General features: G+C 70.5%; 17 protein-coding genes. 7 read left to right on the top strand and 10 right to left on the bottom strand.

The window, feature by feature from the left end; genetic code table 11:
• Window positions 1-121: 121 nt before the first annotated feature.
• The 5 genes from uraD (OG801_RS17470) to OG801_RS17450 are packed head-to-tail and all read left to right on the top strand — an operon-like array spanning window position 122 to window position 8,075.
• Window positions 122-2,077, top strand: a complete 1,956-nt coding sequence (uraD, locus tag OG801_RS17470; protein ID WP_406030075.1) for a 2-oxo-4-hydroxy-4-carboxy-5-ureidoimidazoline decarboxylase — start codon at window positions 122-124, stop codon at window positions 2,075-2,077.
• Window positions 2,074-3,552: a xanthine dehydrogenase small subunit gene (locus OG801_RS17465; protein ID WP_406030073.1), complete on the top strand. Its 1,479-nt coding sequence runs from the start codon at window positions 2,074-2,076 to the stop codon at window positions 3,550-3,552. Before uraD (OG801_RS17470) ends, OG801_RS17465 begins: the two co-directional genes overlap by 4 nt.
• Complete coding sequence (xdhB, locus tag OG801_RS17460; RefSeq protein WP_406030071.1) at window positions 3,549-5,936, top strand: xanthine dehydrogenase molybdopterin binding subunit; 2,388 nt, start codon at window positions 3,549-3,551, stop codon at window positions 5,934-5,936. The genes OG801_RS17465 and xdhB overlap by 4 nt, the downstream gene beginning before the upstream one ends.
• 1 nt (window position 5,937) lies before the next feature.
• On the top strand, window positions 5,938-6,765 hold the full coding sequence (xdhC, locus tag OG801_RS17455) for a xanthine dehydrogenase accessory protein XdhC (RefSeq protein ID WP_406030069.1): 828 nt from the start codon (window positions 5,938-5,940) through the stop codon (window positions 6,763-6,765).
• An 8-nt stretch (window positions 6,766-6,773) separates the two neighbouring features.
• Entirely contained in the window at window positions 6,774-8,075 is a 1,302-nt protein-coding gene (locus OG801_RS17450) for a guanine deaminase (RefSeq protein WP_406030067.1), read from the top strand.
• Between the two features lie 189 nt (window positions 8,076-8,264).
• Here the strand turns inward: OG801_RS17450 and OG801_RS17445 are convergent, their stop codons facing one another.
• From OG801_RS17445 to aceB, 9 genes are all read right to left on the bottom strand, one after another.
• A complete protein-coding gene (locus OG801_RS17445; RefSeq protein ID WP_355019401.1) occupies window positions 8,265-8,507 on the bottom strand; it encodes a hypothetical protein in 243 nt (80 codons plus the stop codon).
• Window positions 8,504-8,737, bottom strand: coding sequence for a ribbon-helix-helix domain-containing protein (locus tag OG801_RS17440; protein WP_355019402.1), 234 nt, complete (start codon window positions 8,735-8,737; stop codon window positions 8,504-8,506). The genes OG801_RS17445 and OG801_RS17440 overlap by 4 nt, the downstream gene beginning before the upstream one ends.
• 90 nt (window positions 8,738-8,827) lie before the next feature.
• Window positions 8,828-10,240, bottom strand: a complete 1,413-nt coding sequence (locus OG801_RS17435) for a nucleobase:cation symporter-2 family protein (protein WP_406030065.1) — start codon at window positions 10,238-10,240, stop codon at window positions 8,828-8,830.
• A gap of 8 nt (window positions 10,241-10,248) precedes the next feature.
• Entirely contained in the window at window positions 10,249-11,169 is a 921-nt protein-coding gene (gene pucL / locus OG801_RS17430; protein ID WP_406030063.1) for a factor-independent urate hydroxylase, read from the bottom strand.
• A gap of 1 nt (window position 11,170) precedes the next feature.
• Window positions 11,171-11,503, bottom strand: a complete 333-nt coding sequence (uraH, locus tag OG801_RS17425; protein WP_355019405.1) for a hydroxyisourate hydrolase — start codon at window positions 11,501-11,503, stop codon at window positions 11,171-11,173.
• Entirely contained in the window at window positions 11,500-12,006 is a 507-nt protein-coding gene (gene uraD / locus OG801_RS17420) for a 2-oxo-4-hydroxy-4-carboxy-5-ureidoimidazoline decarboxylase (RefSeq protein WP_406030060.1), read from the bottom strand. Before uraD (OG801_RS17420) ends, uraH begins: the two co-directional genes overlap by 4 nt.
• A 102-nt stretch (window positions 12,007-12,108) precedes the next feature.
• Complete coding sequence (locus OG801_RS17415) at window positions 12,109-12,576, bottom strand: helix-turn-helix domain-containing protein (protein WP_355019407.1); 468 nt, start codon at window positions 12,574-12,576, stop codon at window positions 12,109-12,111.
• A gap of 53 nt (window positions 12,577-12,629) precedes the next feature.
• The gene (locus tag OG801_RS17410; RefSeq protein ID WP_406030058.1) at window positions 12,630-13,883 is read right to left on the bottom strand and encodes a DUF6986 family protein; all 1,254 of its coding nucleotides are present in this window, start codon (window positions 13,881-13,883) and stop codon (window positions 12,630-12,632) included.
• Window positions 13,880-15,469 (bottom strand): malate synthase A, encoded by a 1,590-nt coding sequence (gene aceB, locus OG801_RS17405; protein WP_406030056.1) that lies wholly within the window; start codon window positions 15,467-15,469, stop codon window positions 13,880-13,882. The genes OG801_RS17410 and aceB overlap by 4 nt, the downstream gene beginning before the upstream one ends.
• A gap of 164 nt (window positions 15,470-15,633) precedes the next feature.
• Here aceB and OG801_RS17400 point away from each other — a divergent pair, with 164 nt between their 5' ends.
• Both OG801_RS17400 and OG801_RS17395 read left to right on the top strand, forming a co-directional pair.
• The gene (locus tag OG801_RS17400; protein WP_406030054.1) at window positions 15,634-16,401 is read left to right on the top strand and encodes an IclR family transcriptional regulator; all 768 of its coding nucleotides are present in this window, start codon (window positions 15,634-15,636) and stop codon (window positions 16,399-16,401) included.
• An 89-nt stretch (window positions 16,402-16,490) separates the two neighbouring features.
• Entirely contained in the window at window positions 16,491-17,267 is a 777-nt protein-coding gene (locus tag OG801_RS17395; protein ID WP_406030052.1) for a carbonic anhydrase family protein, read from the top strand.
• Window positions 17,268-17,299: 32 nt separating this feature from the next.
• Here OG801_RS17395 and OG801_RS17390 read toward each other — a convergent pair whose 3' ends face one another.
• Window positions 17,300-18,496, bottom strand: a complete 1,197-nt coding sequence (locus tag OG801_RS17390; protein WP_406030050.1) for an AGE family epimerase/isomerase — start codon at window positions 18,494-18,496, stop codon at window positions 17,300-17,302.

Below are 18,496 nucleotides of genomic sequence, written 5' to 3'. Positions count from 1 at the left end.
TATCCGCGGTGACCTCATCTTCGGATGATCGGCGGGTGCCGCTCGGGGCCTCGACGGACCAGGCTGTGGGGTAAGTCACAGCTCACCTGCCCGCCAGGGCTCCCCCGAGAAAGGTGTGAGGATGAACGCAAGAGCAGTGCTGAGGTCGATCCGGCCCCAGAAGAAGGACGGTGGCCGCCCCGTTCACCCCGTCGACGAGGTGCTCCCGGCGCCCAAGCTCGCCGTCTACGGCCTCCAGCACGTGCTCGCGTTCTACGCCGGGGCGGTGATCGTCCCGATCCTGCTCGCCAACTCGATCGGGTTGAACCAGCAGGAGTTGATCCACCTGATCAACGCCGACCTGTTCACCTGCGGCATCGCCTCGATCATCCAGTCGGTCGGCTTCTGGAAGGTCGGCGTACGCCTGCCGCTGCTGCAGGGCGTCACCTTCACCGCCGTCTCGCCGATGATCGCGATCGGGCTCGCGGCGGGCGGCGGCACCGACGGGCTGCTCGTCATCTACGGCGCGGTGATCGTCGCCGGTCTGGCGACCTTCTTCATCGCCCCCTACTTCAGCCGGCTGATCCGGTTCTTCCCGCCGGTCGTGACCGGCTCGGTGATCACCATCATCGGCATCGCGCTGCTCCCCGTCGCGGCTGCGGACGCGACCGGTGGCGCCGGCCCGACCTCGGACCCCACCAGCGGCCGCAATCTCGCGTACGCCCTGGGCACGCTGGCACTGATCGTGATCATCCAGCGGGTGTTCAAGGGCTTCATGGCCACCGTCGCCGTGCTCGTCGGCCTGGTCGTCGGCACCCTGGTCGCCTGGGCCCTCGGGGACGCCCACTTCGACGCCGTGGCCTCCTCCGACTGGGTCGGGGTGACCACCCCGTTCCACTTCGGCTGGCCACAGTTCTCCGCCGCCGCGATCGTGTCGATGATCGTCGTCATGCTGATCACCGCCGTCGAGACCACGGGTGACGTCTTCGCCACCGGCGAGATCGTCGAGAAGCGGATCGGCCGCAGAGACATCGCCCGCGCCCTGCGCGCCGACGGCCTGGCCACCACCATCGGCGGCGTCTTCAACTCCTTCCCCTACACCTGCTTCGCCGAGAACGTCGGCCTCGTCCGGCTGACCCGGGTCAAGAGCCGCTGGGTCGTCGCCACGGCCGGCCTGATCATGGTGTTCATCGGACTCCTCCCGAAGGTCGGCGCGATCGTCGCCGGCATCCCGCACCCGGTCCTCGGCGGCGCCGCCCTGGCCATGTTCGCGACGGTCGCGGTGGTCGGCTTCCAGACGCTCAGCAAGGTCGACTTCCACGACCATCGCAACGTGGTGATCGTGGCGACCAGCGTCGGCCTGGCGATGTACGTCACCGCACAGCCCGAGGTCGCCCAGGCCGTCCCCGACTGGGCCGAGATCATCTTCGGCAGCGGCATCACCCTCGGCAGCCTCACCGCCATCCTGCTCAACATCCTGTTCCACCACGTCGGCCCGGACTACGGCCCCGCCGTCGCCGGCCAGCCCGGCGAGGGCGTCCGGCTCGACCAGGTCAACCAGATGGGACGTACGGAGTTCGTGGAGACGTTCGACGGGCTCTTCCAGGGCCCGCGGTGGATGGTGGAGCGGGCGTGGGAGCAGCGTCCGTTCGCCGACACGCACGCCCTGCGTCGCGCCTTCCAGGACGCCCTCTTCAGCGGCTCCGCCGAGGAGCAGCGCGAGCTGATCGAGGCCTACCCCGAGCTGGGTTCGCGGCTGGTCTCGGACGGGATGGTCGGCGAGGAGTCGCTGCGCGACCAGTCCTCGCGCGGCCTGACCCACCTGGCCGAGCCGGACCAGGAGACGCTGGCCTCGCTCACCGACGCCTACCACGAGCGGTTCGGCTTCCCGCTGGTCATCTCCGTACGCGACTCCGACTCGCTCGACCGGATCCTCGCCGAGGGCCGGTCGCGGCTCGGCAACTGCGAACGGCAGGAGCACGCCGCCGCGCTGATCGAGATCGCCAAGATCGCCGGCCATCGCTTCGACGACTTCCTGCGCGATGCCAACCCGATCCACAGCGCCCGCACCCGCAACCCGATCCGGAGCCAGTCATGACCACCCCCAGCGCCCCCGGTGTCCCCTGTGTCACCGTCAACGGGGACCAGGTGCCCCTGACCGGGGTCGCCACCCACACCACCGCCCTCGACTGGCTGCGCGGCCGCGGCCTCACCGGCGCCAAGGAGGGCTGCGCCGAGGGCGAGTGCGGCGCCTGCTCGGTGCTGGTCGCCCGCCCCGGCACCGACACCGCGACCGAGTGGACCGCCGTCAACGCCTGCCTGGTCCCGGTCGCTGCGCTCGACGGCCAGGAACTGGTCACCAGCGAGGGCCTCGGCACCAGCAGCGACCTCCACCCGGTCCAGCAGGAGATCGCCGTACGCGGTGGGTCGCAGTGCGGCTACTGCACCCCCGGGTTCGTCTGCAGCCTGGCCGCGGAGTTCTACCGCCCCGGACGTGCCGCCGACGCCGAGGCCGAGCCCTGCGATCACGAGCACGGCCCGAACGGGGTCGACCTGCACGCCCTGAGCGGCAACCTGTGCCGCTGCACCGGCTATCGCCCGATCCGCGACGCGGCGTACGCCCTGGGCGCACCTGACGAGGACGACGCCCTCGCGGCCCGCCGCCAGGCACCGCCGCCCGCCCCGCGCCCGACCAAGATCGCCGTCGACGGCGCCGAGTTCGTACGTCCCGCGACCCTTGCCGAGACCCTCACCCTGCTCACCGAGCGGCCGGAGGCGCAGGTCGTCGCCGGTTCGACCGACTGGGGCGTGGAGGTCAACATCCGCGGCCGCCGGGCGCCGCTGGTCGTGGCGGTGGACCGGCTGCCCGAGCTCCGCTCGCTCACGGTCGGCGACGACACGATCGAGATCGGCGCCGCGCTCACCCTGACCGAGATCGAGCGTCGCCTCGACGGGCAGGTCCCGCTCCTGGCCGAGCTGTTCCCGCAGTTCGCCTCGCGCCTGATCCGCAACGGCGCGACGATCGGCGGCAACATCGGCACCGCCTCTCCCATCGGCGACGCCCCGCCGGCGCTGCTCGCGCTCGACGCCGACGTCGTCCTGGCCTCGCCGCGCGGCGAGCGGGTCGTCCCGCTGGCCGACTACTTCACCGGCTACCGCGAGACGGTCCGGGCCGCCGACGAGCTGATCCGCAGCGTACGGCTCCCGCTGCCGCTGGCCCCGCTCGTCGGCTTCCACAAGATCGCCAAGCGCCGCTTCGACGACATCTCCAGCGTGGCCGTGGGCTACGCGCTCGAGATCGCCGACGGCACCGTGGCCCGCGCCCGGATCGGGTTGGGCGGCGTCGCGGCCACCCCGCTGCGTGCCGTCGCCACCGAGGACGCCCTGGTCGGCCGGCCCTGGACCGAGGAGACCGTACGCCGCGCCGCGGCCGTCCTGGCAGGCGAGGGCACACCGATGGACGACCACCGCGCCAGCGCGTCCTACCGCTCGGCGATGCTGGGCCAGTCCCTGCTGCGCCTGTTCCACACCCACCCCGAGACCCACACCGACCGTCAGGAGGTGCCGGCATGAGCGCCCTGTCCGAACGCCCCGAGAACCCGATCGTCGGGATCCCGCTGCCCCACGAGAGCGCCGCGCTGCACGTCACCGGCGAGGCGCTCTACACCGACGACCTGGTCGGGCGGATCGCCGGCACGCTGCACGCCTGGCCGGTCCAGGCCCCCCACACGCACGCCCTGGTCACCGCGCTTCGCACCGAACCGGCGTACGCGGTCCCGGGGGTCGTCCGGGTGCTGACCGCCAACGACGTACCCGGCATCAACGACGCGGGCGTCAAGCACGACGAGCCGCTCTTCCCGACCGAGGTGATGTTCCACGGCCACGCGGTGTGCTGGGTGCTCGGCGAGACCCAGGAGGCCGCCCGGCTGGGCGCGGCCGCGGTCGAGGTCGACTACGAGCCGCTGCCCTCCCTGGTCACCGTGACCGAGGCGATCGCGGCGGAGAGCTTCCAGGGCACCCCGCGCAACCTCGAGCGCGGCGACGTCACGGCGGCCCTGGAGAACGCCGCCCACGTCTTCGAGGGCGAGTTCGAGTTCGCCGGCCAGGAGCACTTCTACCTCGAGACCCACGCCTCGCTGGCCCTGGTCGACGAGGGTGGGCAGGTGCTGGTGCACAGCAGCACCCAGCACCCCTCCGAGACCCAGGAGATCGTCGCCCACGTGCTCGGCGTCCCGAGCCACGAGGTCACCGTCCAGTGCCTGCGGATGGGCGGCGCGTTCGGCGGCAAGGAGATGCAGCCGCACGGCTACGCGGCCATCGCCGCGCTCGGCGCCACCCTGACCGGGCGTCCGGTGCGGCTGCGCCTCAACCGCACCCAGGACATCACCATGTCCGGCAAGCGACACGGCTTCCACAGCACCTGGCGCGTCGGCTTCGACGACGAGGGCCACATCCTCGGCCTCGAGGCCACCCTCACCGCCGACGGCGGCTGGAGCCTCGACCTCTCCGAACCGGTGCTGGCCCGCGCGCTGTGCCACATCGACAACGCCTACTGGGTGCCCGACATCCGTGTCGACGGCCGGGTCGCGCGCACCAACAAGACCTCGCAGACCGCCTTCCGCGGCTTCGGTGGACCGCAGGGCATGCTCGTCATGGAGGACCTGCTCGGCCGGTGCGCACCGCTGCTCGGCATCGACCCGCTCGAACTGCGCCGCCGCAACTTCTACCAGCAGGACCAGACCACGCCGTACGGCCAGCCCGTACGCCAGGCCGACCGGCTGGCGGCCTGCTGGGACCAGGTCGCCTCGTCCGGCGAGATCGCGCGGAGGCGCGCGGAGATCGCGGAGTTCAACCGCGTCCATCCGCACACCAAGCGGGGCCTGGCGATGACGCCGGTGAAGTTCGGCATCTCGTTCAACCTCACCGCCTTCAACCAGGCCGGCGCTCTCGTGCACGTCTACAAGGACGGCTCGGTGCTGATCAACCACGGCGGCACCGAGATGGGCCAGGGCCTGCACACCAAGATGCTCCAGGTGGCGGCCACCGCGCTCGGCCTGCCGCTTTCCCGGGTCCGGTTGGCACCGACGCGCACAGACAAGGTCCCGAACACCTCGGCGACCGCGGCCAGCTCCGGCGCCGACCTCAACGGGGCCGCGATCAAGAACGCCTGCGAGCAGATCCGTGAGCGGCTCGCCCAGGTCGCCGGCGGTCGTCTCGGGATCAGCCCCAGCGACGTACGTTTCGACGACGGCGTCGTCCACGGCCTCTCCCCCGCTTCAGGGGAGATCGGCTGGAGCGAGCTGGTCAACGTCGCGTACCACCAGCGGGTGCAGCTGTGGGCGGCCGGCTTCTACCGCACCGAGGGCCTGCACTGGGACCCCAACGTGATGCAGGGTGAGCCGTTCAAGTACTTCGCCAACGGGGTCGCGGCCTCCGAGGTCGAGGTCGACGGCTTCACCGGCGCCTACACGCTGCGGCGCGTCGACATCGTCCACGACGTCGGTGACAGCCTGAGCCCGCTGATCGACATCGGCCAGATCGAGGGCGGCTTCGTGCAGGGCGCCGGCTGGCTGACCCTCGAGGACCTGCGCTGGGACACCTCCGACGGACCCAACCGGGGCCGGCTGGCGACGCAGGCGGCGAGCACGTACAAGCTGCCGAGCTTCTCCGAGATGCCCGAGGACTTCCGGGTGAAGCTGCTCGAGAAGGCCCATGAGGAGGGCGCCGTCTACGGCTCCAAGGCGGTCGGTGAGCCTCCGCTGATGCTCGCCTTCTCCGTACGCGAGGCGCTGCGCGAGGCGGCCGCCGCCTTCGGCCCGGCCGGCACCAGCGTCGACCTGGCCTCCCCGGCGACGCCGGAGGCGGTCTTCTGGGCGCTCGACAAGGCACGTACGCCCCAGGCCCCCGAGACCACGCCCGCCGACGCCGAGCCGGTCCTGGCCGGAGGGAAGGGATGACATGGAGTGGCTGAAGGCCGTCCAGCGCCTGCGCGAGCAGCGGATCCCCGGCGTACTGGTGACCCTGACGTCCGTACGTGGTCATTCGCCGCGCGAGGCCGGGGCGAAGATGGTCGTCTCTGCCGACCGCACCTGGGCCACCGTCGGTGGTGGCAACCTCGAGGCGGTCGCGATCGAGCGCGCCCGCGCGATGCTCATCGAGGACCGTGCGGTGCCGGAGACCCTGAAGGTGTCGCTCTCTGACAAGGCGCCCTACCAGCACGGTGTCCAGTGCTGTGGTGGCGAGGTCGAGCTGCTGCTCGAGCCGCTGCCCGTCGTACCGTCCGTGGCCATCTTCGGGATGGGCCACGTCGGGCTCGAGCTGGCGCGCATCCTCGCCCGCCACGATCTCGAGCTGCACCTGGTCGACTCCCGCACCTCCCAGCTCGAGCCGGAGCAGCTGCGGGGGCTCGACGATGCCGTCGCCGGCATCCACGTCCACCAGGTGCCGGTGCTGCCCGAGCTCGTCATCGGCGAGCTGCCCGAGGGCACCCACGTCCTGGTCATGACCCATGATCACGCCGAGGACGCCGCGCTGTGCGACGCTGCGCTGCGCGCCGGGCATCTGGCGTCGATCGGGCTGATCGGCTCGAGCGCCAAGTGGAGCCGGTTCCGGGCCAAGCTCGCCGACGAGGGCCACGCCCCCGATGCGATCGCCCGCATCACCACACCCATCGGACTTCCCGATCTCGGCGGCAAGGAACCGGCCACGATCGCGGTCAGCGTCGCGGCCCGGCTGCTCCAGATCTTCGCGGGCGAGCCCGCATCAACCGAACAACAATCAAGGTGAACCCCACGATGACGCTCTTCCGAGGAACCTTCCTCGACACGCCCGACGACCCCTTCACCGGCGGTCGGCTCCGCGCCGAGCAGGACGGTGCCATGCTCGTACGCGACGGTGTGATCCGCGCCCGCGGTAGCTACGCCGACCTGCACCGTCAGCACCCCCAGGAGGACGTCGTCGACCTCTCCGGCGGCTTCGTGCTGCCCGGATTCGTCGACACCCACGTGCACTTCCCGCAGGTACGCGTCATCGGCGGCCTCGGCCTGCCGCTGCTCGACTGGCTCGACCAGTGCGCCCTCCCCGAGGAGGCGCGCCTGGCCGACCCGGCCTACGCCGAGGGCGTGGCCAGCGACTTCGTCCGCGGCCTGGTCGGTGCGGGCACCACCACGGCACTGGTCTTCGGCAGCCACTTCGCGCCCGCGGTCGACACGGTCTTCGCCGAGGCCGCCCGCGTCGGGCTGCGGATCACCAGCGGCCTCGTGGTCAGCGACCGGCTCATCCGCGAGGACCTGTTCACCGACCCGGACCGGGCCCGCGAGGAGTCTCTTGCCCTCGCGGCCCGCTGGCACGGCGTCGGCCGGGCACGCTACGCCGTGACGCCGCGGTTCTCGCTGTCGTGCTCTGACCCGCTGCTGGCGGCCTGCGCCGACGTACTCCGTGCCGTGCCTGGGGCGATGCTGACCTCTCACGTCAACGAGAACACCCGCGAGATCGAGACCGTCGAGGCGCTCTTCGGCTGCGACTACGTGACCTCCTACGACCGGCACGGCCTGGTCGGCCCCGGCACCGTCCTGGCCCACAACGTGCACCCGACCGACCCCGAGCTCGCTCTGTTGGCCGCCCGCGGTGCCGCCGTCGCGCACTGTCCCTCCAGCAACGCCGCCCTCGGCAGCGGCCTCTTCCCGCTCGCCCGCCACCGTGCCCACGGGGTGCGGGTCGCGATGGGCTCCGACGTCGGCGCCGGCACCGGGTTCTCCCTGCTCAAGGAGGGCCTGAGTGCGTACGTCGCCCAGCAGCTCCTCGGCGAGGCCGGACACCCATTGACCCCCACCCACCTCCTCCATCTGGCCACCCGCGCCGGCGCGGAGGCCCTCGGCCTGGGGGCCGCGGTCGGCGACTTCTGCGTCGGCCGCCGCTTCGACGCCCAGTGGATCAAGCCGGCCGCGAGCACACCCCTCGACGTCGGCCTCACCCACGCCGCCGACCCCGGCGACGCCCTGGCCAAGATGTTCGCCCTCGGCACCCCCGCCGACGTCCGCAGCGTCTGGATCGAGGGCGAGCTCGTCAACGCCCCCGACCCTCACCTCGTGGGCTGACCCTCCCCCGAGGCCGAGTCGGCGCATCCCGACGAAAATCACGCCGAGTCGGCTCGTTATGACGAGCCGACTCGGCGGGTTTTCAGGTGACGACGGGCCGACTCGACCTCCGGAGAGCGGTAACGCCCGCCCCGACGGGGCGGGCGCTGCGACGTACGGCATTCCTCAGCAGACAAGCAGGCAACCTGCTCAGGGCAGCAAGTCCCAGTACTGCTTTCGGGCCGGCATCGCGTGGATGACCATCTCGTCGCCACTTTCGAAGATCAGCACAACTGTCTCGAGCAGGCGCGCCCGGGTGTCGAAGCCGAGGCGCAGTTCACGGTGTGGCCAGTCGTCTTCCTCGAGAGGCTCGATCCACTGCGACCAGTCAGCCGCCTGTACCGCGTCCTCATGCGCCACCCCATGCTTGAGCGCGCTGGGATGGACTTTCACGCGGCGTAACCGGCCAGGGCACGCCTGATCGCCTCGGATCGGGACAAGTGCTCTCGTTCGGCCAGCGCATCCAAGGCTTCGAGCTCCTCGGCGGTGAGACGGACGGCGACGACCTGCATCGGCTCGGCGCCCCGCCCCGGGCGACCGCGCCCGCGACGCTTCAGTTCCTCGACGTCGTAACCCGCCTCGGCCTCATCCGCCCACTTCTGGATCTGCTCGTCAGTGCCCATAAGGAAATCGTATGACGAAAATCGGGATAGCGGTAGCGCCCGCCCCGTCTACCAGGGCGGGCGCTGCGACGTACGGCAATCCTCAGCCGATCACGATCGCTCGATGTCGTCGTCGAGCCGGTCGCCGAAGCCCTCACGAGAGTCCTGGGAGGCGGCGAAGACCGAGGCACCGGAGCGGTTGCCGACGGTGATCTCGTTGAACAGCAGGTTGAGCACGACGGCGACCAGGGCGGTGGCGCTGATGCCGGAGTGCATGATGACCCCGAGCCACTCCGGGAAGGCGTCCCAGAAGGTCGGTGCCGCGATCGGCAGGATCCCGACGGCGATCGCCACGGAGACGATCACCATGTTGAGGTTGTCCTCGTAGTCGACGCGCGACAGGGTGCGGATCCCGCTCGCGGCGACCGAGCCGAACAGAACGATCCCGGCACCACCGAGCACGGGATACGGGATCGCGGCCACGACCGCTCCCACCACCGGCAGCAGCCCGAGGAGCAACAGCACGAGGCCGCCGGTGGCGACGACGTACCGGCTCCGGACTCCGGTGAGAGCCACCAGCCCGACGTTCTGCGCGAACGCGCTGCACGGGAACGTGCCGAACAGCGGGGCGACCGTCGTGGCGGCCATGTCGGCACGGAGGCCGCGGGCGACGCGCTTGGTGTCCACGTCGGTCTCCACGATCTCGCCGATCGCCAGGATGTCGGCGGTCGTCTCGGTCATGATCACCAGCACCACGATCGTCATGGAGACGATCGCCCCGACCTCGAAGGTCGGGCCACCGAAGTGCAGGACCGGCGGGAGCGCGACCAGATCGGATTCGCCCACCGAGGAGAAGTCGGCCCGGCCGGCAACCGTCGCGATCACCGTCCCGACGACGATTCCGATGAGGATCGAAAGACGTGAGATCGCACCCTGGAACACCCGGCTGATCACCAGGATGATGAGCAGGGTCAGGCCGGCGTACGCGATGTTGGTCATCGACCCGTAGTCCGGCGCCGCCGCGTCGTTGCCCATCGCCCACCGGAACGCCACCGGCATCAGCGAGAGGCCGATGACCGTGATGATCGTGCCGGTGACGACCGCCGGGAAGAGCCTGACCAGCTGGGCGAAGAACGAGGAGAGCACCAGTCCGATCAGGCCGGCGACGATGATCGCGCCGAAGACCGGGCGCAGCCCGTCCTCGCTGGCGATGGTGACCATCGTCGAGACGCTGGCGAACGAGATGCCCTGCACGATCGGCAGCCGGCTGCCGAAGGGCCCGAGGCCGAGCGTCTGCAGCAGCGTGGCGAAGCCCGACACGAAAAGGCCCGCGGTCACCAGCAGCGCCAGGTCCGTGCCCGACAGGCCCGCGGCACCCCCGACGATGAGCGGCGGCGCGATCACGCCGCCGTACATCGTCAGGATGTGCTGCGTGCCGTAGGCGAGGAGCTGGCCCGGCGGATGCCGCTCGTCCTCAGGTCGGGTCGTGATCGGCGCGGTGGCCTGCCTCCTGCGACCTAACATGGCCGGCCTCAGCAGAATCCGGGGATGGCGTGCCAGGCGTTGCCGGCATCGGGGGCCTCGTCGCGTACGACCGAGGCTTCGATCAGGCCGTAGGGCCGGTCCGCGGCGAAGAAGACCTCGCCGGGGTTGTCCAGGCCGAAGGGCGAGAGGTCGGAGAGGAAGTGGTGCTTGTTGGGCGCGGAGAACTTGATCTCGGCGACGTCGCCGTGCTGCTCGAGCACCGAGGTGCCCATCCCGTGCAGGGTCTGCTGCAGCGCGAGACTGTGGATCTCCGCGAACCGCTGCAGCAGCAGGGCCCGGATGGAGTCGTACGCCTTGTCCCAGTCGACATCAGTGCCGTCATAGCGCCACCGGGCGACGAGCGAGGTCGCCAGGATCCGGTCGGTGGTCTCCTGCAGGGTCGTGTATTCGTCCTTGAGGAAGCCGTGGAACTCCGAGCCGGTCGACTTGAGCACGACCAGGTCCTTGATGCCGGACACCACATGGGCGACCCGGTCCTCACCACGGCCGTCCACGTTCACCACGGTGGTCCGTACGCCGCCACCCGAGCGGACGAAGGAGTGGTCGTGCCCCGCTCCGTCGATCTGGATCCGGTCCCAGGCGTACTCATCGATCTCGACCCGCGCCCCCTCGGCGGCCGGACAGGCCTCGAGGTAGCGGTCGGCCAGAGCCAGCGCGAACTCCTCGATCGAGGCGACGCCGATCTCCTTCGCGTACGCGAAGACGGTGTTCTTCTGGGTGTCGGTCGGCAGTACGTCCTGCTGGTCGCCGCTGGTGTGGGCGTCGTCGAAGCGGCCGCGCAGCGATGTGGAGACGTTGAGGTCGCGGATCTGGTGGCGAGGAGTGTCGCGGTAGATGCGTACGACGCGGTTCTCGGCCTTGCCGTACTGGTTTGGGCCAAGACGAATGGCACCGTGACGAATGGGCATGTCAGCTCCCTCGGTAGGTGGAGTAGGCGAACGGGCTCAGCAGAAGTGGCACGTGGTGGTGCCGCCGGTCGGTGACCGCAAAGGTGACGGAGACCTGCGGGTAGAAGCACTCCTGACCGGTCGCCGCGTAGTAGGCGGCGGTGCCGAACCGGAGCTGATAGGTGCCGGCCGGGACCTGATCGGGTCCCAGGTCGGTCGCCCGGCCGTCGTCGTCGGTGACGGCGTCGGCGAGGACATGGTCTGAATCGTCGATCCGGCTGAGCCGGACCGGGACACCGGCGGCCGGGCGGCCGAGCGCGGTGTCGAGTACGTGGGTGGTGATGGCGCTGGTCATGCGGAGACCTCGGCGGTGAGGACCCGCTCGAGGCGGAGCAGCGCGATCCGGCGCAGCTCGTCGGCGACCGCGGCCGCCTCCTCGTCGTGCTCGTGACCGAGCCGGTCGCGGAGGGAGGCCAGGACCTGGTCGGCCGAGAGTCCCGAGGCGCAGATCAGGAAGACCCGGCCGAAGCGCTCCTCGTAGGCCCGGTTGCCCTCGGCGAGGGCCTGAGCCGTGGCCTGGTCGGTGGCGACCGCGGCCTGCTCGCGCCGTGACCAGGCGGCTTCGGCGTGCTCGCCCTCGGCGCGCTCCCCGATCCTGGGGTGGGCGGCCAGCGCCTGGTCGACGTCGGCCGCGGTGAACCGTCGGGCCGCCTCGTCGGCGGCCCGGACGACGTCGGCCTCGTCGGCGTAGGGGCGCCCGGCCAGGACCGCGGCGACCCAGCTCGGAGCGTCGCAGCAGGCCTGCAGCACGGGCCGTACGACGTCCGCCGGTGAGGTGTTGAAGTTCTGGAGATCCATGAACCGTTCTCTCTCGCTATGCGGAAACTAATTTCCGTACAGCAACAACGATTGCATGTGTCTCTCGTCACAGTCAACAGTTTGTTGAAAAGTCTGGGAAGACTACTCCCGTTCGCGGTTCAGGTAGTTGTAGACCGTGAAGCGGGTGACGCCGAGCGCCGCCGCCACGATCTCCGCGCTCTTGCGGTAGTCGAAGGCGCCGCGCTCCTCCAGCAGTCGCACGGCGCGCTGCTTCCCCTGCCGGTCCAAGGCCGCCAGGTCGCCACCGAGACTCTCCGCGACCTCGGCGAGGAGCGCGTCCAACCCGCTGGCCGTACGCCGCGGCGCGCTGTGTCCCTCGACCCGGACCTGGAAGGTGATCTGGTCGGCGCCGTGGTCCAGGCCCGCGGCCACCACCTCGGCCAGCGTGGCCAACACCGCGTCCCGCTCGCCGCGCACCGACGTGCCCAACGGCCCGAAGTCACACTCCAGACCGGCCTCGCGGGCGGCCGCGAGCGCCGCCGTCGCATGCTCGGGAGGCTCGCCCTCGCCACGGAACGGTTCGGTGGTGAACTCGGCTTCGACGCGCATGGCGGCAGGCTACCCAGCCTGCCGCCATGTCCGACGCAATGAAACAGCTGGCGTCAGCCGATCCGCCGGCGAGCCAGCTCGGCCAGCTTGGCCTGGTCGATCCCGGCGAGCGTCTCGACCTCGTCGGCCGCGACGGCACCGCACTCGACGCCACGCAGCACGAACGCAGCGAGCGCGGCAGCGGTGGCGGGCTCGTCGAGATAGCTGGAGTGGCCGCCGTGGACGTACGCCCGCAGCCGGGCCGAGGCGACCTCGAGCCCTTCTCGGAAGAACGCGTAGGTCGCGATGTAGCGGCTGGGCAGCTGGGCCGGATGCAGATCCCAGCCCTGATAGATCCCGCGGGCCAGCGACCGGCTCACCAGGCGTGAGTGGAGCCGCCACGCCGCGCGTACCGCATCGGGGTCCCCGACCGGAAGCACGTTGGTCGAGCCGTCCGAGACGAAGACGCCGGTGCCGGCGGCCGCCACCTGCATCACGTCCTTGGCGTGGTCGGCGACCGGGTGCTCCATGCTCTGGAAAGCGGCCGCGACCCCGAGCGAGGCGGAGTAGTCGTAGGTCCCGTAGTGCAGGCCGGTGACGCGGCCGGCGCCGGCGGCGATCATCCGCGCGATCAGCGCCGTGCCGTCGGAGCCGAGGATCGCCTGCGGCGTCTCGACCTGGATCTCGAACCGAAGACTTTCGGCCCCGATGCCGTGAACCGCCTCGAGCGCGTCCAGGGCGGTGACCATCGCGGTGACCTGCTCGACGGAGGTCACCTTGGGCAGCGTGATCACGAAGCCGTCACCGAGCCCGCCCTCTCGGACGAGCTCGCCGAGGAAGAGGTCGAGCGTACGCAGCCCGCGGTGTCGCGTCGGGGCCTCGAACGACTTGATCCGGATGCCGTGGAACGGCGTCGCGGAGCCGTCACGGACGGTGGCGGCGAGCGCCCGAGCGGCCGCCACCACGGCGGCATCCTCGTCCTCGTCGGGCCGGTCCCCGTAGCCGTCCTCGAAGTCGATCCGCAGGTCCTCGATCGGCTCGTCGGCCAGCTTGGCCGTCACCCGATCGTAGATCTGGTCTGCCAGGTCGGGGCTCAGGTCGAACGCCTCGGCGACCTCCGCCACCGAACCCCCGAACTCAGCCAGCACCTGACCGGACTCAGCGGACCACTCCGCCACCGTCTTGTCGGAGTAGCGGTCGCCCGGGACGTACACGGTGTGCACCGGCTGACGTACGCCACGATCCCCCGGATAGCTCGCGGCGAGCGCGGCATCGGCGCCGGCGAGCGCCCGGTCGAGCCGGTTCGCGAGATCCTCAAGATGGCTCATACCCCCACCACCTGCTCGTAGGCCGGCAGGGTCAGGAAGTCGACGTAGTCGTCGGCGAGCGCGACCTCCTCGAAGATGGTGCGGGCCTGCTCCAGACGGTGCTCGATCCCGTCGGCCGCTGCGAACAGCTTGGCCATCTCCTCGTCCAGGACCCGGCGTACGAGCTCTGCGGTCACTTGGGTCCCGTCGTCGAGCTTCGACTCGTTGTGCACCCACTGCCAGATCTGCGAGCGGGAGATCTCGACCGTGGCGGCGTCCTCCATCAGGTTGTGGATGGCGACGGCGCCGGCGCCACGGAGCCAGGCGTCGAGGTAGACCAGCGAGACCTCGACGTTGTCGTGCAGCCCGGCAAGGGTGATCGTGCCGCCTGCGGAGGCTACGTCGAGGAGGTCCTCGGCGCGCACCTCGACATCGTCGCGCTGCCGGTCGACCTGGTTCGGCCGGTCACCGAGAACACCGTCGAAGATCTCGCGACAGATGGGGACCAGGTCAGGGTGGGCAACCCACGAGCCGTCGAACCCGTCGCCGGCCTCGCGCTCCTTGTCCTCACGGACCTTGGCGAAGGCGACGGCGTTGACCTCCTGGTCCCGGCGGCTCGGGATGAAGGCGGCCATGCCTCCGATCGCGTGGGCGTTGCGGCGGTGGCAGGTCTTCACCAGCAGCTGGGCGTACGCACGCATGAACGGCGAGGTCATCCCCACCGTCGCCCGGTCGGGCAGCACGAAGGAGGGCCCGGCGTCGCGGAAGTACTTGATCAGGCTGAACAGGTAGTCCCACCGGCCAGCGTTGAGCCCCGAGGCGTGGTCGCGCAGCTCGTAGAGGATCTCGTCCATCTCGAACGCGGCCGGAATCGTCTCGATGAGGACGGTCGCGCGTACGGTGCCGTGCGGGATCCCGAGCTCCGCCTGGGCGAAGGCGAACACGTCGTTCCACAGCCGCGCCTCGAGGTGGCTCTCCATCTTGGGGAGATAGAAGTACGGCCCGCTCCCGCGCTCCACGAGCTCGCGGGCGTTGTGGAAGAAGTAGAGCCCGAAGTCGACCAGGGCGCCGACGACCGGCTTGCCGTCGACCAGGACGTGCAGGTCGTCGAAGTGCCAGCCGCGCGGGCGCATCACGATCGTGGCCAGCCGCTGGTCCTGCTTGAGCTCGTAGAGCTTGCCCTGCGGGGACATCGCCGAGATCTGCCGCCGCACGGCGTCGTACAGGTTCACCTGACCGCCGACCACGTTGCTCCAGTGCGGCGTGCTGGCGTCCTCCATGTCGGCCAGCCAGACCCGCGCCCCGGAGTTGAGGGCGTTGATCGTCATCTTCCGGTCCGTCGGGCCGGTGATCTCGACGCGGCGGTCCTGGAGGTCGTCGGGGACCGGAGCCACGGTCCAGTCGCCGGCGCGTACGTCGGCCGTCTCGGGCAGGAAGTCGAGCCGGCCGGTGCGGGCGACCTCCTCGCGGCGCACTCGGCGGGCGGCCAGGAGCTCGTCACGGCGGGCCCCGAACCGTCGCTGCAGTTCAGCGACGAAGTCGAGGGCCTCGGGAGTGAGGATCTCGGCTCCTCGCTCGACCTCGCCACCGGTGATCTGAATGTTCACGAGCTCCACCCTCCCAGGGCTTCAGTTTTCCTTTGAATGGATTCTTCTTTCCGCATTGCGGATATTAATCCGGCCAGACAAGGGACGCAACCAGCCAGATTTCCTCTACACGACGCTAGACTTCCGTCATCCGGAAGACAGTACCCATAGATCGGGGAGCTCAGGTGAGCGAGAACGAGAAGGCGCCGAAGGCACGCACCGGGGCCGTGCAGTCGATCGAGCGCGCCTTCGCACTGCTGGAGACGATGGCCGACGCCGGCGGGACCATGGGGCTCTCCCAGCTCGCCGCGGCTTCCGGCCTGCCGCTGCCGACCATCCACCGGCTGGTGCGCACCCTCGTCGACCTGGGCTACCTCCGCCAGGAGGCCAACCGACAGTACGTCCTCGGCCCCAAGCTGATCCGGCTCGGCGAGAGCTCCTCGCGCATGCTCAGCACCTGGGCCCGCCCGCACCTCACCCGGCTCGTCGACGAGGTCGGCGAGTCGGCGAACCTGGCGATGCTCGACGGCGACCAGATCGTCTACGTCGCCCACACCGAGTCGCGCCAGTCGATGCGTATGTTCACCGAGGTCGGCCGCCGGGTGTCCCCGCACTGCACCGCCGTCGGCAAGGCCATCCTCGCCGACATGGTTCCCGACCAGGTCCGCGACATCCTCCGGCGCACCGACATGGTCCCCTACACCTCGACAACGATCACCTCGCGCGATGACTATCTCGACCAGCTCGAGCAGGTCCGCGAGCGCCGCTACGCCATCGACGAGGGCGAGCAGGAGGCAGGCGTACGCTGCGTCGCCGTCGCCGTCCCCGACTACGCCCCGCGCCTGGCGATGTCGATCAGCGGACCCACCGGCCGGATGAGCGACGAGCTCATCGAACGCGCCGTCCCGCTGCTCACCGAGGCCGGCAAGCAGCTCGCCGCCGACCTGGCCTGACCTGCGCCCGAGCGTGTCGCCGACCGCTGTTCGTGGTACGTATTGATGTCCACGGGTCACATCGACCCGGTAGATCTCGGGAGATCTCCATGTTGCGCACCACCGTCGGGCTGAACCGTCGCGCCCTGCTCCAGAGCGCAGTCGCCATCGCTGGGCTCACCGCTCTGTCCTCGTCAGCGGCCGCATCCGCGACCTCCGCCGGCCCACCGCACCCCACACCGCACCAGAGCCCCATCCGCATCTACCGCGGCGACACCCAGCAGGCACACCTGCCCGCCCTGCACGTCCACTATCCCCACGACGCGACCGTCACGATGAAGTACATCCGCGAGGACGCCGACGAGCCCGACGGCTGCACCGTGCGCGGCGACGAGGAGACCGTACGCGCCGAGCTCCCGCCCGGGGTCGGTTCGCTCGAGATGGACGGCGTGACGTACGGCCTGGTGCAGTTCCACTGGCACACCCCGAGCGAGCATCTGCTCTCCGCCCGGGACTACCCGATCGAGATGCACTTCGTCCACCAGGACGCCTCCGGCCACACCCTCGTCGTCGGCGTCTGGGTCCGCCCGGGCCTCACCAACCCGACACTCGGCCGCCTCTACGACCACCTGGTCTCCGAGTGCTCGACCGCCGACCACGTCGGCCACATCGACGTCGGCGCCCTCCTGCCCCGCCGGCACACGTCCTACCGCTACGACGGCTCCCTCACGACCGCGCCGTACACCGAGCACGTCCAGTGGGTCATGCTCACCGACCCCATCACCGCCTCGCCCCGCCAGATCGACCGGTTCCGCACCATGTTCCCGACCGGCAACCGCCGAGACGTCCAGGACATCAACGACCGCGTCGTCCTCACCGACCGCTGATGCGTGTCCCGGTGAGCGTTGGCCGGCCGGAGTCAGCCGTCCGCAAGGGTCCGGGCGAGCGTCGGGGCAAGCGGAGCGTCGGGAAGCAGCAGCGCGTTGACGGCGTGGTACGCGTCCGGCTTGTCCGGCCAGGTGCGCCCGGAGACCTTCAGGGCGTCGTCGAGCTCGTGGTGCCAGCTACCGTGCTCGTGGTCGACGAAGTGGTTCTCGATCGCGCGCCACCACCGGTCGAGTTCGGCCGCACCAACAGCACCGTCGGTACGCCGCGCCAGGGCATCGGCGGCCGCGACCGCCTCGGCCATCACCCAGTGAAAGCGCTCACGAGTCACCGGCTCACCCGCCCAGTCCGTGGTGTAGACGATCGTGTCGCCAAGGGAGCCGTCGCGTACTGCTCGGCTGTAGAGCTCCGTGGCCGCCTCGACCAGCCATGCGGGCGGGTCGTCGAGCGCACCTTCGAGCCCGATCAGCAGGCGCGACCACTCGAGCCCGTGGCCCGGCGTCGCACCATAGGGCCGGAACGGGTCGGCCGGGGCACTGGCGTTGTAGTCGAGGAGAACCCGCCACTCGGCGTCGAAGTGCTCGGGCAGCCGCCAGTCGTTGGCCCGAGCCCCGGCGACGACCTGCTCGCAGATGCGCAGCGCCCGATGCCGCCAGCGCGGGTCACCGGTGGCGTCGGAGGCGGTCAGGTAGGCCTCGACGGTGTGCATGTTGCTGTTGACCCCGCGGTACGCCTCGGCCGTCGTCCACCCCGCGTCCCACGCTTCGCGGCAGCGGCCGGCCCGTTCGTCCCAGAACCACCGCTCGTGGACGATGAGCGCCTCGTCGAGCAGCTCGGCGGCTCCCGGGACTCCGGCGATCCGGGCGGCCGACGCGGCCAGAACGACGAAGGCGTGCTCGTAGCAGCCCTTGCGGGTCTCGGCCGGCCGGCGATCAGAGGTCACGGCGGCGAACCAGCCGCCGTGCTCGGGATCTTCGAAGAGATCGCGCAGCGCTCGGACGCCATGCTCGGCCAGCGGGTCGACGGTGCCCTCGCGCATCGAGGCGATCGCGAAGACGTACGTCATCCGGGCGTTGATCCACAGCTCGAGCCCGCGCTCCGCCTGGACGTCGCCGGCTGCGTCGAGCCGTCCGAAGCCGCCGTCGGTCAGCGCCGAGCGGCGCGCGAACCTCAGCACGGAGTCGAGCTGCTGCTCGCGCCAGGGCCGGGAGCCGGGAATGGGTCGGGACAT

This window comes from Nocardioides sp. NBC_00163, from assembly GCF_045206295.1.
In the GTDB taxonomy this organism is placed as follows: domain Bacteria; phylum Actinomycetota; class Actinomycetes; order Propionibacteriales; family Nocardioidaceae; genus Nocardioides.
The sequence above is the reverse complement of the archived record's forward strand: the minus strand, read 5'-3'. Positions and strand labels throughout refer to the sequence as shown.

Excerpts from the sequence above, each read along its gene's own strand:
- uraD (WP_406030075.1), top strand. The coding sequence starts at position 122 with ATGAACGCAAGAGCAGTGCTGAGGTCGATCCGGCCCCAGAAGAAGGAC.
- OG801_RS17465 (WP_406030073.1), top strand. The coding sequence starts at position 2,074 with ATGACCACCCCCAGCGCCCCCGGTGTCCCCTGTGTCACCGTCAACGGG.
- xdhB (WP_406030071.1), top strand. The coding sequence starts at position 3,549 with ATGAGCGCCCTGTCCGAACGCCCCGAGAACCCGATCGTCGGGATCCCG.
- xdhC (WP_406030069.1), top strand. The coding sequence starts at position 5,938 with ATGGAGTGGCTGAAGGCCGTCCAGCGCCTGCGCGAGCAGCGGATCCCC.
- OG801_RS17450 (WP_406030067.1), top strand. The coding sequence starts at position 6,774 with ATGACGCTCTTCCGAGGAACCTTCCTCGACACGCCCGACGACCCCTTC.
- OG801_RS17440 (WP_355019402.1), bottom strand. The coding sequence starts at position 8,737 with ATGGGCACTGACGAGCAGATCCAGAAGTGGGCGGATGAGGCCGAGGCG.
- OG801_RS17435 (WP_406030065.1), bottom strand. The coding sequence starts at position 10,240 with ATGTTAGGTCGCAGGAGGCAGGCCACCGCGCCGATCACGACCCGACCT.
- pucL (WP_406030063.1), bottom strand. The coding sequence starts at position 11,169 with ATGCCCATTCGTCACGGTGCCATTCGTCTTGGCCCAAACCAGTACGGC.
- uraH (WP_355019405.1), bottom strand. The coding sequence starts at position 11,503 with ATGACCAGCGCCATCACCACCCACGTACTCGACACCGCGCTCGGCCGC.
- uraD (WP_406030060.1), bottom strand. The coding sequence starts at position 12,006 with ATGGATCTCCAGAACTTCAACACCTCACCGGCGGACGTCGTACGGCCC.
- OG801_RS17415 (WP_355019407.1), bottom strand. The coding sequence starts at position 12,576 with ATGCGCGTCGAAGCCGAGTTCACCACCGAACCGTTCCGTGGCGAGGGC.
- OG801_RS17410 (WP_406030058.1), bottom strand. The coding sequence starts at position 13,883 with ATGAGCCATCTTGAGGATCTCGCGAACCGGCTCGACCGGGCGCTCGCC.
- OG801_RS17395 (WP_406030052.1), top strand. The coding sequence starts at position 16,491 with ATGTTGCGCACCACCGTCGGGCTGAACCGTCGCGCCCTGCTCCAGAGC.
- OG801_RS17390 (WP_406030050.1), bottom strand. The coding sequence starts at position 18,496 with ATGTCCCGACCCATTCCCGGCTCCCGGCCCTGGCGCGAGCAGCAGCTC.